The following is a 16,414-nucleotide window of genomic DNA, read 5'->3' on the forward strand; positions in this document are numbered from 1 at the left end:
ATTGATCGTTTAAAGTAAATGCCGCAACGCAACAACCCGATGTCTGCCGTACAGAAGAAAAGAACCGTTTCCACTACCAAGAAAAAGGGAACGACCTCTTCTTCCAAAACTTCCCGTACCTCAAAAAAGGAACAGATGAAGCATCGAACTGTGATGCCTGTCTGGATTCGTAACATTTTGGCAGTGATGATTGTTGGTTGTTTTTCCATTGCTTTTTATTATTTCTTTATCCGTCCTTATGCTTATCGATGGAAACCTTGTCATGGTTTAAAGGAATACGGAGTTTGTATCCCTGACGGATATGATATTCATGGTATTGACATTTCTCATTATCAGGGAAAGATTGATTGGAAAAGACTGTTGCAGAATAAAGAGACGGCTACTCCTTTGCATTTCGTTTTTATGAAAGCTACAGAAGGAGGAGACCATAACGATACTACCTTTGAGGCGAACTTCGCCAATGCACGTAATCATGGATTTATCCGTGGTGCTTATCATTTTTATATTCCTGGTACGGATGCTTTGAAACAGGCGGACTTCTTTATTCGTACGGTGAAACTGGATACGGGTGATTTACCTCCCGTACTTGATGTGGAAGTGACCGGGCGGAAGGAAAAAAAGGAATTGCAGCAAGGCATTAAACGCTGGCTGGACCGGGTGGAATCTCATTATGGAGTGAAACCTATTCTTTATACTTCTTATAAATTTAAAACCCGTTATCTGGACGATTCCATCTTCAATACATACCCTTACTGGATTGCCCATTATTATGTTGACTCTGTAAAGTATCAGGGGAAATGGGACTTTTGGCAACATACTGATGTAGGAAGTGTTCCCGGCATCAAAGAAGACGTAGACCTGAACGTGTTTAATGGCTCGTTAGAGGAACTTAAAAAGCTGACAATTAAGTAACAGGTATTTCTTTTCCCAACAACTTATCTCTTCTCTCATTTGTTATAATCGTATTATTACTAAAAAAGATACGATTATGAACTTTGATATAGCTATTATTGGTGGTGGTCCTGCCGGGTACACAGCTGCCGAACGGGCAGGGGCCAACGGATTAAAAGCCGTTCTTTTTGAGAAAAAGGCAATGGGTGGAGTGTGTCTCAATGAGGGGTGTATTCCTACTAAAACTTTGTTATATTCTGCTAAAATACTGGATAGCATTAAAAGTGCTTCCAAATATGGCGTTTCTGCCGATTCTCCTTCGTTCGATTTATCCAAGATTATGAGCCGCAAAGACAAAACAGTGAAAATGTTGACGGGTGGCGTGAAGATGACTGTGAATTCTTACGGAGTGACGATCGTGGAGAAAGAAGCTTTTATAGAAGGAGAGAACGAGGGGATGATCCGCATCACCTGTGATGGAGAAACTTATTCCGTGAAATACTTGCTGGTATGTACCGGTTCCGATACAGTGATTCCTCCCATACCGGGATTGTCGGGAGTCAGTTATTGGACTTCCAAGGAGGCGTTGGAGATAAAAGAACTTCCCAAGACGCTTGTTATTATTGGCGGTGGAGTGATCGGGATGGAATTTGCTTCTTTCTTCAACAGCATGGGAGTAAAGGTGCATGTGGTAGAAATGATGCCGGAGATTTTGGGAGCGATGGATAAGGAAACGAGCGGTATGCTTCGCGCCGAATATGCCAAACGGGGAGTCACTTTCTATTTGAATACGAAAGTAGTGGAAGTGAACGCTCATGGAGTCGTGATAGAAAAAGAAGGCAAAGTTTCCGCTATTGAAGCGGAGAAAATCTTGCTTAGTGTAGGCCGTAAGGCAAATTTATCCAGAGTGGGGCTGGACAAGCTGAATATAGAATTGCATCGGAACGGGGTCAAAGTAGATGAACATCTGTTGACTTCGCATCCCCGTGTATATGCTTGTGGGGATATTACAGGTTATTCTTTATTGGCACATACCGCTATTCGTGAAGCGGAAGTCGCTATCAATCATATCTTGGGAGTGGAAGACCGGATAAATTACGATTGTGTTCCGGGAGTTGTTTATACCAATCCCGAAGTGGCAGGAGTGGGAAAGACAGAAGAAGAACTGATAAAATCAGGACTTTCTTACCGTGTGTCCAAATTACCGATGGCTTATTCCGGTCGGTTCGTAGCCGAGAATGAACAGGGAAACGGCCTTTGTAAGTTGATTCAGGATGAAGAAGGGAAGATAATTGGTTGCCACATGTTGGGAAATCCGGCGTCGGAACTCATAGTGATCGCAGGTATTGCTATTCAGAGAGGCTATACGGTGGAAGAATTTCAGAAGACTGTATTCCCGCATCCTACGGTCGGAGAGATTTATCACGAGATTATGTTTTAACTCTTATTCTGTCTGACCTATGATTCGATGTATCTATAGTCCGTTTACTGATATTTACTTTCACTTGGCTGCAGAAGAATATCTGTTGAAGCAGGGAAATGAAGACATTTTCATGCTTTGGCAGGACACTCCTTCTGTGGTAATAGGGAAGCATCAGCGGTTACGGTCGGAAGTCGATCAGGAATGGGCGGAACGGGAGCAGGTACATATTGCCCGTCGTTTTTCCGGTGGGGGAGCAGTGTACCATGATTTGGGCAATGTCAATCTGACTTTTATAGAAACGACTCCCCGCTTGCCGGAGTTTGTCACGTACTTGCAGCGGACGTTGGATTTCCTGAACTCTATGGGACTGATGGCAACAGGAGGCGAACGATTGGGGATTTATCTGAATGGATTGAAAATATCAGGAAGTGCGCAATGCCTGTACAAGGATCGGGTATTGTATCATTGCACGCTATTGTATGATACGGACCTTACAGCGTTGCATCAAGCATTGAATCCGGAACCGATGGTCGATGATGAAACGTTATCGTCTGTATATGCTGTTCCTTCCGTTCGGAGTGAAGTAACCAATATCCGCAAGCATTTGTCGGCGGGGACTGTCACTGATTTTAAAGAAAAGGCTTTTCTGTATTTCAGTAAGTCGCAATCCGTCAGTGCTTTCACCAGGGAGGAGATAGAAGCCATCAATCAGCTCCGGGAAGAGAAATATATTCAGAAAGAGTGGATATATAGCCGTTGATGCTTGGTTGTACCGATTGGCCTCCGGTTAAAATTTACTTAACTTAAAACTTTCTATTTCAGCCCATTGTTGTAATATATCTAAGGTTGAATAATAAATTTACTGTCTATGTCAAAATTCGAAATAAAAATGCCTAAGTTAGGCGAGAGTATAACCGAAGGGACCATTGTCTCTTGGTCTGTAAAGGTGGGTGACATGATTCAGGAAGACGATGTGCTTTTTGAAGTGAATACTGCTAAAGTAAGTGCAGAAATCCCTTCTCCCGTAGCGGGAAAAGTGGTGGAGATTTTATATAAGGAAGGTGACACGGTAGCTGTAGGAACAGTTGTCGCCATTATTGATTTGGATGGCGAAGAATCATCCGGTACGGAGCCGGCAAGCGAAGGTGCCACAAACGAAGGAGCTGATGCCAGTCAGGTTGCCGCTGATGTTTCCGGAACATCACAATCAGCAGCAGACATTGCTAAGAGTCAATCAGTGAATACTGCATCAACCTCCGTTGATACATCCAAACCCGTTGCTGTTGAGGAAGAACGTTGGTATTCTCCTGTTGTGATTCAGTTGGCGCGGGAGGCTAAGATTCTGAAAGAAGAGTTGGATGCTATACAAGGTACGGGTTATGAAGGGCGATTGAGTAAGAAAGATATAAAAGACTATATTGAAAAGAAGAAAAGAGGAGATATGGCTGAACAGAAGCCAGCCTCTGCCGTTGCTGCTCCGGCTGCAAACAAACCGTCGGTGGTTGTTGCTCCCGAACCGATAACTCCGAAAACGTCTCCGGCTGCATCTGCCCCTGCTGCACAGTCGGCTGCTACTTCATCCAAATCGTCTGTTCCTGTTGCCATGCCTGGAGTTGAAGTGAAAGAGATGGATCGTGTTCGCCGGATTATTGCCGACCACATGGTTATGTCTAAGAAAGTATCTCCTCATGTAACCAATGTGGTAGAAGTAGACGTCACCAAGCTGGTGCGTTGGCGTGAAAAGAACAAAGATGCTTTCTTCCGTCGCGAAGGAGTGAAGTTGACTTATATGCCTGTGATAACCGAGGCCGTAGCGAAAGCATTGGCAGCCTATCCTCAAGTGAATGTGTCGGTAGACGGATATAACATCCTCTTTAAGAAACATATCAATGTAGGTATTGCCGTCTCTCTGAATGATGGAAATCTGATTGTGCCTGTGGTGCATGACGCCGATCGTTTGAATCTGAACGGCCTGGCAGTTGCCATTGACTCTTTAGCCCTGAAAGCAAGGGATAATAAATTAATGCCGGAAGATATTGATGGCGGTACATTTACCATTACCAATTTCGGAACGTTCAAGAGCCTGTTCGGTACACCGATTATTAATCAGCCGCAGGTTGCTATTTTGGGAGTAGGGTATATTGAGAAGAAACCTGCTGTGATAGAAACACCGGAAGGCGATACGATTGCCATCCGCCATAAAATGTATCTGTCTTTGTCTTACGACCATCGGGTAGTAGACGGAATGTTGGGAGGTAACTTCCTTCACTTTATAGCCGACTACCTCGAAAACTGGCAAGGCTGATAACTGATTGTTTCACTCATTAAGAACTTCATTCACTATGAAAAAGAAATATGATATAAAAACAACAGATGTAGAAACCCTGAAAAAGTGGTATCATCTGATGACATTGGGGCGTGCTTTGGATGAAAAAGCACCGTCATACCTGCTACAATCTTTGGGTTGGTCTTATCATGCTCCTTACGCAGGGCATGATGGTATTCAGCTTGCCATCGGTCAGGTATTCACTTTGGGCGAAGACTTTTTGTTTCCTTACTACCGCGATATGCTGACTGTACTTTCTGCCGGAATGACTCCGGAAGAAATCATCCTGAATGGTATCTCGAAAGCGACAGACCCGGGCAGCGGCGGACGTCACATGTCGAACCATTTCGCCAAACCGGAATGGCACATCGAAAACATTTCTTCTGCAACGGGTACACACGACCTTCATGCGGCAGGTGTGGCACGGGCAATGGTATATTATGGACATAAAGGAGTCGCCATCACTTCTCACGGAGAATCTGCCACTTCCGAAGGATTTGTATATGAGGCTATCAATGGCGCCAGCCTTGAACGTCTTCCTGTCATTTTTGTGATACAGGACAACGGATATGGTATCTCTGTCCCTAAATCGGAACAGACAGCCAACCGCAAAGTTGCCGAGAACTTCTCCGGTTTCAAGAATCTGAAGATCATCTATTGCAATGGAAAAGATGTGTTCGACTCGATGAATGCCATGACCGAAGCTCACGAATATGCAAGGGAAACCCGTAATCCGGTGATTGTGCAGGCCAACTGTGTTCGTATCGGTTCCCATTCCAACTCGGATAAACATACCCTGTACCGGGATGAGAACGAACTGGAATACGTAAAAGATGCCGATCCGCTAATGAAATTCCGCCGGATGTTGTTGCGTTACAAACGCCTGACGGAGGAAGAATTGCAACAGATCGAAGCTGACGCAAAGAAAGAACTGTCGGCTGCCAACCGAAAAGCATTGGCTGCTCCCGATCCTGATCCTAAGAGTATTTACGATTTTGTGATGCCCGAACCTTATCAACCCCAGAAGTACAAAGAAGGTACTCATGAAGCAGAGGGCGAAAAGACCTTCCTGGTAAATGCCATTAACGAGACATTGAAAGCCGAATTCCGTTACAATCCCGATACGTTTATCTGGGGACAGGACGTAGCAAACAGAGAGAAAGGCGGCGTGTTTAATGTCACCAAAGGGATGCAGCAGGAATTCGGCGAAGCCCGTGTGTTCAGTGCGCCGATTGCCGAAGATTATATTGTAGGTACCGCCAACGGAATGAGCCGCTTTGATCCTAAAATCCATGTCGTGATAGAGGGAGCAGAGTTTGCTGATTACTTCTGGCCTGCCGTAGAACAATATGTAGAATGTACGCATGAGTATTGGCGTAGCAATGGTAAGTTTGCCCCGAATATAACGCTGCGGTTGGCTTCCGGAGGTTATATCGGTGGAGGGTTGTATCACTCTCAAAATATAGAAGGAGCTTTGACTACATTGCCGGGAGCACGAATTGTCTGCCCTTCTTTTGCCGATGATGCAGCTGGATTGTTACGTACTAGTATGCGCTCTAAGGGATTTACTTTGTTTCTCGAACCGAAAGCATTGTATAATTCGGTAGAAGCCGCCACTGTGGTGCCGGAAGACTTTGAAGTACCTTTCGGAAAAGCACGTATCCGCCGTGAGGGTACGGATTTGAGTATTATCACCTATGGAAATACAACCCATTTCTGTCTGCATGCCGCCGAACGATTGGAGAAAGAGGGTGGTTGGAAAGTAGAAGTGATCGATATTCGTTCTCTGATTCCGCTGGATAAAGAGGCAATCTTTGAATCGGTCAAGAAGACCAGCAAAGCATTGGTTGTACATGAAGATAAAGTATTCTCCGGTTTCGGTGCGGAGCTTGCAGCAATGATTGGTGAGGAAATGTTCCGTTATCTCGACGGACCGGTGCAGCGTGTCGGTTCTACGTTTACTCCCGTCGGTTTCAATCCGATACTGGAAAAAGAAATTTTGCCGGACGAAGCTAAGATATACGAAGCTGCACGGAAATTATTGGAATATTAAAAGAGAAGAATGATGAAAAAGATAGGTTTGTTTTATGCTACCAAAGCCGAAAGAACGAGTTGGGTGGCAGAGAAAATACAGAAAGAGTTTGGTGAAGACAAGATAGAAGTAGTGCCTATCGAGCAGGCCTGGCAGAATGATTTTGCTGCTTATGACTGCTTCATTGTGGGTGCTTCCACCTGGTTTGACGGGGAACTTCCTACTTATTGGGACGAACTGTTGCCGGAACTCCGAACAATGAAATTGAAAGGTAAGAAGGTTGCTATCTTCGGTTTGGGAGATCAGATACGCTATCCGGAAAATTTTGCAGATGGAATCGGTTTGCTGGCAGAAGTCTTTGAAGAGGATGAGGCTACCTTGGTCGGTTTTACTTCTTCCGAAGGTTACACTTTCGAACGTTCCAAGGCTTTACGTGGCGAGCAGTGGTGCGGGTTGGTTGTCGATTTGGATAATCAGTCCGAACAGGCGGAAAAGAAAATCAAAGCATGGTGCCAACAGGTCAAAAAAGAGTTCGCGTAACGACTTTGTTTCTCTTTATAAGATAGTGACGCTATCCGATGCAAATAGTGACGGTATACGCTTGGGATAGCGTCACTATCCCAAGCGTATACCGTCACTATTTTTTTTCTGCATTAATCTGGAGCCTTACGCTTGTTTATAGCGTATATCGACTGCGATTTTTGCTTGCTTCCTTATATCTCTTAATGATAAGGGAGCTTTCTCTTTTAAAGATATTTGTTGGCTCTTATCCTTTATAAATAAATTTCACTTCTGCCCAACGATTCTTCTCTTTATAATGAACGAAAGTCAGTCCGTTCTTCTCCGCTTCTTCGCGGATGGCGGCAATGTCGTCTACATAAAATCCACTCATATAGAGTTCGGAATTCGTATGCATACAGGCAACATATTGCTTCATATCATTTAGTAATATATTCCGGTTGATGTTGGCGATGATAACGTCGAAAGGTCCTTTTCCTGCAAGCGACGAGGCATCTCCTTCTGATACGGCAATATCGTCTACGTGGTTCAATTCGATGTTTTCGATGGAGTTTCGTACGCACCATTCATCAATGTCGATGGCTGTACAGGGGCGTGCGCCCCGCATACGTGCGAGGATGGCAAGAATCGAAGTTCCGCAGCCCATATCGAGCAGGGATTTATCTTTCAGTTCGCTGTCCAATAATTCTTCAATGATGAGGCTGGTAGTCTCGTGGTGTCCTGTTCCGAAGGCCATTTGAGGATTGATGACGATGTCATATTCCGCTTTGGGGACATCTTGGTGGAAAGTGCTGTGGATCACACATCGGTTTCCGATAATGATGGGTTGGAAGAAATTCTTTTCCCATTCCTCGTTCCAGTCCTTGTCTTCCGCTTCGGTATATGTATAAGTAATATCCGTATCGGGTAGGGGGAACTCGTTGATGGCAATCTTGATGGCGTTTTCATCACACAATGTCTGTTGGATATATGCGGTCAGTCCGCCTTCACACTCAACAAAACTTTCAAATCCGACTTCACCCAATATGGCAGCCAGTACGTCATTGACGGTTTCGGTACAAGGCTGGGTGCGGAATGTGAACTCAAAATACTTCATAGTTGTTTTTAATGCTGGTGAATAATGTGCAAAGATACAGCAATCCGGGTATAGAAAGTCAAGTTTGCCTGAACTTTATGCCGGTGAGCGTTGTATCTTCTACAAAGATAGTTAGAAATAGGGATTTCCCTATTATCCTTTGGGGAAAATCTCCCCCGGACGAAAAATCTCTTCCTTATCTTTGTAACGTGAATAAGTTTAAGTAATTACATAAACCGAGATGATATGAGAAAGATTGTTTATTTCTTGCTATTTGCCTTGTGCCTTCCGATAGGTATCTTTGCACAAAGCGTTGATGACGACCTTTACTTCGTACCTTCTAAAGACAAACAGGAGAAGAAAGAAACTCCAGTTAAGAAGGAACCGAAGAAACAGGTGACGACTAACATCTATACTTCACCGGGTACTACAGTAGTTGTTCAGGACCGTAAGGGAAGAACACGGGATGTGGATGAATATAACCGCCGTTACGATGCACGTGAAAATGAATTCGTAATGGATAATGATACCTTATATATAAAGGAAAAATCTAATCCGGATTTGGACGGAGAATGGGTGACGGGCGAATTCAATGGTACAACAGACGACTATGAATACGCTGAACGTATCATTCGTTTCCGCAATCCGCGTTTTGCTATCAGTATCAGCAGTCCGTTGTACTGGGATGTAGTTTACGGTCCGAATTCATGGGACTGGAACGTATATACCGATGGTATGTATGCTTATGCATTCCCGACGTTCAGTAACCCGCTTTGGTGGGATTGGCGTTATGGCTCTTACGGCTGGGGATGGAACTATGGCTGGGGATGGAATCGTCCTTATTACTCTTGGGGATATTACCCCGGTTATTGGGGTGGCGGCTACTGGGGTGGCTGGTATGGCGGCGGATATTGGGGACATCATCACCATTGGCATGGTGGTCCTAGCTGGGGCTGGGGCGGAGGTGGAAGCGGTCGTTGGACAGGTCCTACCTATACAAACCGTCGTTCTTCCGGACAAAGCAGTTACAGGAATCCTTCTACTATTCGTCGTTATGGTTCGAGTGCCGTTCGTTCCAGTGGTTCTTCTGTTCGGGGAGGCTCTGCAGTTCGTTCAGAAGGTAGTTCTGTTCGTTCTTCTGGTTCTACTTATAGTAGGGGAACTACTTCCAGACGTGTAGTGGGTACACGGACTTCAGGTGAACGCAGTGGCTCAAGTAGTCGTAGCAGTGCTACTTATTCTCGTCCAAGTAGTACTAGAAGTAGCGGAAGTTCTTCATCTTCCCGTTCGACTGGTTCTTCTGGTTATTCGCGTTCGTCTGGAACCACTACTAGAAGCAGTAGTGCAAGATCAACTTATAGTCGTGGAAGTTCAGAAGCACCGCGTAGTTATTCTCCAGCAAGTAATAGTAATACCCGTTCTTCTTCCTATGGTACTTCTCGTTCTTCTTCACGTAGTTATTCTCCAGCTTCGTCAGGTGGCAGTAGCTCTCGGGGTAGTTATTCGAGCGGTGGTTCTTCTTCTAGATCATCATCAGGTGGAGGTTCCTCTCGTAGTAGCAGTGCCAGAAGATAAGTATTAATTAAATGGTTTTGACAGGAATGAAAAAGATAAGTGTTTTAATTGCTTTGGGGATGCTAATGATAGCGCCTTGGGGAATGGCACAAACGATATATGACGGTGCCAAACTAACAGGAAAAGATTTGAATGGCACTGCTCGATTTGTGGGTATGGGTGGAGCTATGGGTGCTCTTGGAGGAGACATATCTACGATGGGGACTAATCCGGCAGGTATTGGCCTTTATCGCAGTAATGATGTAATGACTTCATTTGGGCTTTCTCTTTATGGGAATGAAAGCCAGTATTTGGGGAAAAAGTTTAATTCCGATTTAACTAAAGGAGATTTTAATAACATCGGGTTTGTATTTTCTTCTAAGATTGGTAATGAAACTCCGCTGCGTTTTGTGAATTTCGGTTTTAATTATCATAAAGCGAAATCCTTTAATAACAACATGCGCATGGAAGGTAATTTGGGGCTTTACTCACAAACCTATCTAATGGCATCTCAAGCAGCTGGCATTGAAAAATGGGGAGATTCGCCTTATACGGATAATGGTATTGGGTGGCTTTCTATTCTTGGAGCTGATGCTGGGCTGATTAGAGATATTACAATACATGACAAAACAGGAGGGGTAAACAATATTCCTTATACCTATAAGGATGAACAAGGGAAGGAGGTACAGTATAAGGATATAAATGGTAATCCTCTTTATATCTCTCCTGGACATTTTGAAGGAATGTTAGATAATGGATATGCAAATTTTCGTTCGGAAGAACGCGGGGGAATTGATCAATATGATTTTAATGTATCGTTTAATTTTAATGATCGGGTATATTTGGGATTGACGCTGGGTGCTTATTCTGTAGATTATAATAAGTATACTTTTTATGATGAGGATTATGGAAACGATGAAGGATATAGTTTGCAGAGTTGGAATAGAATAAAGGGGTCTGGCTTTGACGTGAAGTTGGGAGCTATTATTCGTCCTTTTGAATATTCGCCTTTTCGAGTTGGATTAGCTATACATACGCCAATATTCTATAGTTTGGATTATAAAACGAGTGCACAAGTTATATCGGATGTGATGGATGTTGTAACTGGAGAAATAAAGGGATATGACGTGAGATCATGGGATAATCTTCCGGGAAAAGGGGATATGATCCTTCCTTTCGATCTTCAGACTCCTTGGACTTATAATGTAAGTTTGGGATATACGGTAGGCAAGAGCTTGGCTTTAGGAGCAGAGTATGAGTATCAAGATTATTCTTCCATGAAGTTTAAAGATACTGAAGGTAATTCTTCTGCTTATGAATTTGAGAATAGTACGACGTCTATGTTGAAAGGGGTTAGTACAGTCCGTCTTGGTCTAGAGTATAAGGTGATTCCACAGTTTGCTTTTAGGGCAGGATATAATTATAGTACTGCGGCTTTCCATCAGGATGCTTTCAAAGATTTGGCTATTAACTCTATTCAGACAGATACAGACTTTTCAAACTCCAAATCATTGAGTAATTACACACTGGGTATTGGCTATCGTGGATCAATGTTTTATGCTGATTTGGCTTATAAATACTCTACATATAAAGAAAATTTCTATCCGTTTGTGAATGGATTTGTAGATGGTGGTGATATAGCCATTGGTTCACCGGAAGCAACGAAAGTAACGAATACACGTAGTCAAGTGTTGTTTACCGTAGGTCTGCGCTTCTAATCTAATAAAGAAACAGTTTTCAATTTCAATAATAACTTTTGTGTGTAAAAAAATCCCTGGAACGCTGAGTGTCTACAGTAGTTCCGGGGATTTTTATTCATGATGTTCTTAAAATGGAAAAAATAGAAGACGACTGATTCCTAGTAAGTAAGTTTGTAAATATCGGGTGTGAGAATAAAGTAGAAAAAACTTTTTGCATATCAAGGAAAATGAAAAATGTAGTAAAAGAGATCCTCTCTTTTACTACATTCATATATTTAACATGACGATTTTAGGTCAAAATGGTATGAAAGGAAAAGAACCATAAGAAAATCTTCTAGATTTTACATTTTTATATCCTTAAAAGACATTTTTACAAAAAATGATGAGCAAAGCCACTCGAATTTGTACTTTGCTCATCAATAATTATATTTACTATCCCCATATATGCTAATATAGAGCGAGAGGAAGTACTTCTATTTTATAATAGCCAGAAGTATATTTAGGATTTAAAACGGGTCTATAAGTCGTTTTATAGCTTGCTCTTCCCGGAACTCCTGAAACTACTGCATCCATTTCGTTCTTAATAACAATGTCATCTCCGAAATTAATAATGACATCTCCTAATTGTTCACTATCCAAATGGGTAGTTATTGTAGTTGATACTTTTTGTGTAGTAGATGCCGAAGCACCAAATTTAGCACCTTTTTTTATTGTTTCTCCAAGTCCTATATTAAATTCAAAGTTACTAGCAAAGTTACTAGTTGTTTCTATAAGCTTCTGTTCCGTAACTTCATTATCTTTTTCTTCTATAGAAATTTTTATAGAAGAAGAATAATGTTCTATATTCCAGTCAAAAAGAGGTAATGGATTAGGTAAATAGTATTTTTTCAGATTCTTTATGCCTATAGCTCTTTTTTTTATCTGATGTCTACCTGTGTTGATGTTTTCTATATTAAGCTCAAATAAATCATTTGGTGAAATAGAAATTGCTTTAATTATTTCATTAGAAATTAGTTGAGTATTGCTAACATATATTTTCACTATAAATTCAAAATTACCCTCAAACCAAAACGATAGTGCATAATCACGTCTTCCAGAGTCTCTTGGATCCTTGGGAACTTTGACTTCATATTCACTATAATGTGGATCGTCACCTTGATCTGCTATTAGTCTATACATATTATTAGGATCACCTGATAATTCAAAAGAGTATATACATTCAGAAATGTTTTTTTGAAATATTCCACTACCATCTTTTTTTGAGATGTTGTAATAAATATAATCCCTTTGCCATATCCCATTTTTATCTGCATAATCTTTTGCTTCATATATTTTTTTTAATTTTTCAGGATAGTCAGTGGATACTCCTCTGGTTTGCATCTTGGAAGTAGGATTGGTATTGTCGAATTCTTTGTGTGTGAAAATGAAATTAGTACCATTTTGAGCTGTTAAAATTGAAGAATCACTATTTCTTGTAGATGATGTTTGTAGAAAAACTCTTTCAGAAGGTTTAACCACAGCAATAGGAAAGGCTGGTATTTCGTCACTTTCTATAGTATTAATTGTTCCTATATTATCTGTATATAATATTTGTTTATTGTTATTCATATATGCAACTAATGGTATTTCTTTTTGAGTATTCCATGTTTCAGGTGAAAAAAAATCTTCAGGGAGTGCAGGTATAAATATAGTGAGATTAGGAATTTTTTTTAAAAGAGAGGTAAGTTCATCTTTACTCATAAATCTTAATAATAAATCTTCAAAAGTTTGGTTATTTTCTATAACTCTGTCTTTTATTAGCATATATAAAACATCATATTCATAGTCAAATTGTTTTAATGCTTCTTGCTTTATAAACTCTCTGCTTGCTTCACTTTCACAGAAAACATTAGCTAGTGCAACTGAAAATCTGTTTTTTAAGAAAGTTTCATCTTCTATCAATTTAGTATTAGTTTTAGAAACTAATGTAGTATCAAAAGTATTATCATTACATGAAAGCGTAATTAATAATATTGTCAGAAATAAAGAGACTTTAGTTATTCGTTTCATAATATTTCTTTTTTAAGTTAATACATTTTGTTTTGTTCTGCAGAAGTTTTACAAATATAATATTTTTTATTGAAGAATGTTTTGTTTTTTATACTTTTATTAAATCTCAAAGTGTAAAATAAGTTAATGGCTGAATTTTAGAATATTGGATATATGACCGTCTTTGATATTTAAAGAATATTTTCGGTTTAAGGTGAATTATTTCTTTTACTGAATATAATAATTGGTTTAGTTTGTGTTTCTAATATAGGTATTTTCAATAATAACTTTTGTGTGTAAAAAATCCCTGGAATGCTGAGTGTCTACAGCGGTTCCGGGGATTTTTATTAGTATCACTTTTTATTCTTTAGTCTTATCTGAATAGTGGAGTTCGTTCGTCAATGATTCCGCGTCTTGCGTACATTTTTACCGCAACAGGAGTTCCGGCTTCTATGGTAATGTCCTCCTCTGCGATGATAGGTTCTTCTTTACCGTCCTCCAGGATAACCGTTCCTATTTTCTCGCCGGCTTTGATGAGCTGTGGAATCAAGTTAGTCAAGATACCTTCAGATACTTTCCGGATATCAATGTATTCCGGTTTTGCATTGGGGTCAGCTTCGATTTTACCGCTGAACAGGTCTTGCACACCTTTGTTCTTCAAGAACAGTTTAACGATTGCTCTACCTTCGTACGGCTGGTTGTTCTCGTCGAGCAGAACGACGGGCGTTGTCATTCTCTTGAATGAAAGAGCAACATTCTTAGAACCTTTGTTGGCTTGGGCTGTACCGAACAAATATTCTAAGCCACCCTTGATTTCACGATAGCGGCTGCTCAATGATCTGGTAGTAGCAGCTTCGTCGGTCAATTCAGGATAATGAGCATAGAAAGTAACCGTTTCCGAATCGGTGCCTGCTTCGTTCCAGGTTGGGCTATCCATGCCTATGGCAAACGGATGATAATCTTGCTCGGCAACGGACATGGAGATAACATCTCCGGCAGCGAAATTGCTTTTTAACGGAAGTGTCAGACTACTGCTGTTACGAGTAAGAGCATTGTTGATACTTTGGTCAATAGAAGTAGAAAAGTCGATCACTCCATTACTGGGATCTTGCAGTTCTTCTTGCTGTTGACAACTGAACAGGCATACTGATGCCATAACAAATAAAAGGCTTTTTCTTTTCATTTGAGGGTAATTAATAGGTTAATAATAGTGAGAGGTTTTCTAATATTCTACTCTGTCTTCTTTGGCCACCCAGGCTTTGAAGGCAGTAAGGGCTTCATTATGTAGTAGGATTTCGGAAGGCAGCTTTCTGTCTTCAGGTTTCAGTTGCAGTTCGTCATAGATAAAAGAGTCGTCGAAGCCGATGTTTTTGGCATCGGTTTTGTTGTTTCCATAGTACATCTTATCCAGGCGTGCCCAATAAATAGCACCCAGGCACATGGGGCAAGGTTCGCAGGAAGTATAGATTTCGTATCCGCTAAGATCAAATGTTCCGAGTTTGGCAGCTGCGGCACGTATGGCGCTTACCTCGGCGTGAGCCGTAGGATCACAAGATGCAGTGACACGATTAACTCCTGTTGCAACTATTTCTCCGTCTTTCGTGGCAATCACAGCACCGAAAGGACCTCCACCATTTTCAACATTTTCTTTTGAAAGCTCGATCGCTTTTCTCATTAAAGCTTCTTTAGTCATGGCACAAAAAATATATTGTTAGTTTCATTTCTTCTTTGCTTCTTTCTACAAAGATAGAAAAAACTAACAATATACAATGGAATGCCCCTATTAATTTTTTAACAATACCGGCAGAATCCGGAAAAAGAAGGAACTTTTTTTTGCTTTTTTTAGGGTTATAGCTTACCTAAGATCTTGTCCATTACCCAGTTAGTCAACGTTGCGCTTTCGCCATCGCAAGAGCAAACCGACTTACCCAATAAGTGGTCTACTACTGCTTGGATAAGAGGCTGTTGCACGTGTTCCGGGTTACCGATACAGATTTCTTCCCGTCCTTTCTCGGTATGTAGTCCGATAGGTTCGTAAGTAAAGACAGAGAAGCAAATCATTCCTTTGTCACCGATAATCTCTATGCGGTCTTCGCGGGCAGAATCATGGGCTACGAAGCACCAGGAACCACTACCCACCAGTCCGTTGTCAAATTGGAAACAGGCGCTTAATGTATCTTCGGCAGGATAAAGTCCGCCGCGATTACTCTTGTAACCGCTTGCTTCGAGGATGCAGCCGAACATATCCTGCAACAAATCAATCTGATGCGGAGCAAGGTCGTAGAAGTAGCCGCCTCCGGCAATATCAGCCTGCACACGCCAGGGAAGATTATCACGATTGTAATCCAGATCGCGTGGCGGCTGGGCAAAACGAATCTGTACATTGATAACGTTGCCGATCGTTCCGTTCTCTACTAATTCCTTTACTTTCTGGAAATAGGGAAGATAACGTCGGTAGTATGCTACGAAACAGGGAACCCCCGTTTCATTGGATATGCGGTTGATTCGGGTACATTCTTCATACGTCACCGCCATTGGCTTCTCAATATAGGCCGGTTTACCCGCTTTCATGGACATAATGGCATACGTAGCGTGTGAAGAAGGAGGAGTGGCGATATAGACAGCGTTTACTTCCGGATCATCTATCAGCTCCTGTGCATCGTCATACCATTTTTTGATTCCTCTCTCTTTGGCATACGCTTTCGCTTTCGCGCCGTCACGACTCATCACGGCTACGACTTCCGAATGTTCTACTTTCTGGAAAGCGGGACCGCTTTTCGTCTTGGTTACTTCTCCGCAACCAATGAAGCCCCATTTGATCATCTTTTCACTCATAATATAATATACCTATTGTGTCTGTTCTAAC

General features: G+C 41.7%; 13 protein-coding genes. 8 read left to right on the forward strand and 5 right to left on the reverse strand.

Features of this window, described 5'->3' with window-relative positions; all coding sequences use genetic code 11:
• Positions 1 to 18 precede the first annotated feature (18 nt).
• The 6 genes from DW862_RS20895 to DW862_RS20920 all read left to right on the forward strand — a co-directional run bounded on the left by DW862_RS20895 (position 19) and on the right by DW862_RS20920 (position 7,212).
• Positions 19 to 912, forward strand: coding sequence for a glycoside hydrolase family 25 protein (locus DW862_RS20895; protein WP_120070219.1), 894 nt, complete (start codon positions 19 to 21; stop codon positions 910 to 912).
• A gap of 76 nt (positions 913 to 988) precedes the next feature.
• Positions 989 to 2,332, forward strand: a complete 1,344-nt coding sequence (gene lpdA / locus DW862_RS20900; protein WP_120070221.1) for a dihydrolipoyl dehydrogenase — start codon at positions 989 to 991, stop codon at positions 2,330 to 2,332.
• 19 nt (positions 2,333 to 2,351) lie between these two features.
• Positions 2,352 to 3,074 (forward strand): lipoate--protein ligase family protein, encoded by a 723-nt coding sequence (locus DW862_RS20905; RefSeq protein ID WP_120070223.1) that lies wholly within the window; start codon positions 2,352 to 2,354, stop codon positions 3,072 to 3,074.
• Positions 3,075 to 3,182: 108 nt separating this feature from the next.
• Positions 3,183 to 4,619 carry a dihydrolipoamide acetyltransferase family protein gene (locus DW862_RS20910; protein WP_120070227.1) on the forward strand — a complete coding sequence of 479 codons (1,437 nt, stop codon included), beginning with the start codon at positions 3,183 to 3,185 and terminating at the stop codon, positions 4,617 to 4,619.
• Between the two features lie 37 nt (positions 4,620 to 4,656).
• A complete protein-coding gene (locus tag DW862_RS20915) occupies positions 4,657 to 6,693 on the forward strand; it encodes a thiamine pyrophosphate-dependent enzyme (RefSeq protein ID WP_008774897.1) in 2,037 nt (678 codons plus the stop codon).
• A gap of 12 nt (positions 6,694 to 6,705) precedes the next feature.
• Positions 6,706 to 7,212, forward strand: a complete 507-nt coding sequence (locus DW862_RS20920; RefSeq protein ID WP_118408101.1) for a flavodoxin — start codon at positions 6,706 to 6,708, stop codon at positions 7,210 to 7,212.
• Positions 7,213 to 7,438: 226 nt separating this feature from the next.
• On the opposite strand, the gene prmA is transcribed toward DW862_RS20920, so the two are convergent.
• The gene (gene prmA, locus DW862_RS20925; RefSeq protein ID WP_087323778.1) at positions 7,439 to 8,287 is read right to left on the reverse strand and encodes a 50S ribosomal protein L11 methyltransferase; all 849 of its coding nucleotides are present in this window, start codon (positions 8,285 to 8,287) and stop codon (positions 7,439 to 7,441) included.
• Positions 8,288 to 8,512: 225 nt separating this feature from the next.
• On the opposite strand from prmA, the gene DW862_RS20935 reads away from it, so the two are divergent.
• Together DW862_RS20935 and DW862_RS20940 are read left to right on the forward strand one after the other, a co-directional pair.
• Entirely contained in the window at positions 8,513 to 9,841 is a 1,329-nt protein-coding gene (locus DW862_RS20935; RefSeq protein ID WP_120070231.1) for a hypothetical protein, read from the forward strand.
• 26 nt (positions 9,842 to 9,867) lie between these two features.
• A complete protein-coding gene (locus DW862_RS20940; RefSeq protein ID WP_120070261.1) occupies positions 9,868 to 11,538 on the forward strand; it encodes an OmpP1/FadL family transporter in 1,671 nt (556 codons plus the stop codon).
• Positions 11,539 to 11,967: 429 nt separating this feature from the next.
• Here the strand turns inward: DW862_RS20940 and DW862_RS20945 are convergent, their stop codons facing one another.
• The 4 genes from DW862_RS20945 to DW862_RS20960 form a co-directional block, all read right to left on the reverse strand.
• Complete coding sequence (locus tag DW862_RS20945; protein ID WP_120070234.1) at positions 11,968 to 13,569, reverse strand: hypothetical protein; 1,602 nt, start codon at positions 13,567 to 13,569, stop codon at positions 11,968 to 11,970.
• 352 nt (positions 13,570 to 13,921) lie between these two features.
• A complete protein-coding gene (locus tag DW862_RS20950) occupies positions 13,922 to 14,731 on the reverse strand; it encodes a fimbrillin family protein (protein ID WP_120070238.1) in 810 nt (269 codons plus the stop codon).
• A 39-nt stretch (positions 14,732 to 14,770) separates the two neighbouring features.
• Positions 14,771 to 15,241, reverse strand: a complete 471-nt coding sequence (locus DW862_RS20955) for a nucleoside deaminase (RefSeq protein WP_004314961.1) — start codon at positions 15,239 to 15,241, stop codon at positions 14,771 to 14,773.
• A 155-nt stretch (positions 15,242 to 15,396) separates the two neighbouring features.
• Positions 15,397 to 16,383, reverse strand: coding sequence for a Gfo/Idh/MocA family protein (locus DW862_RS20960; RefSeq protein ID WP_004314960.1), 987 nt, complete (start codon positions 16,381 to 16,383; stop codon positions 15,397 to 15,399).
• Between the last annotated feature and the right edge of the window lie 31 nt (positions 16,384 to 16,414).

It is taken from the genome of Bacteroides sp. AM37-9, assembly GCF_003603455.1.
GTDB lineage: Bacteria > Bacteroidota > Bacteroidia > Bacteroidales > Bacteroidaceae > Bacteroides > Bacteroides xylanisolvens.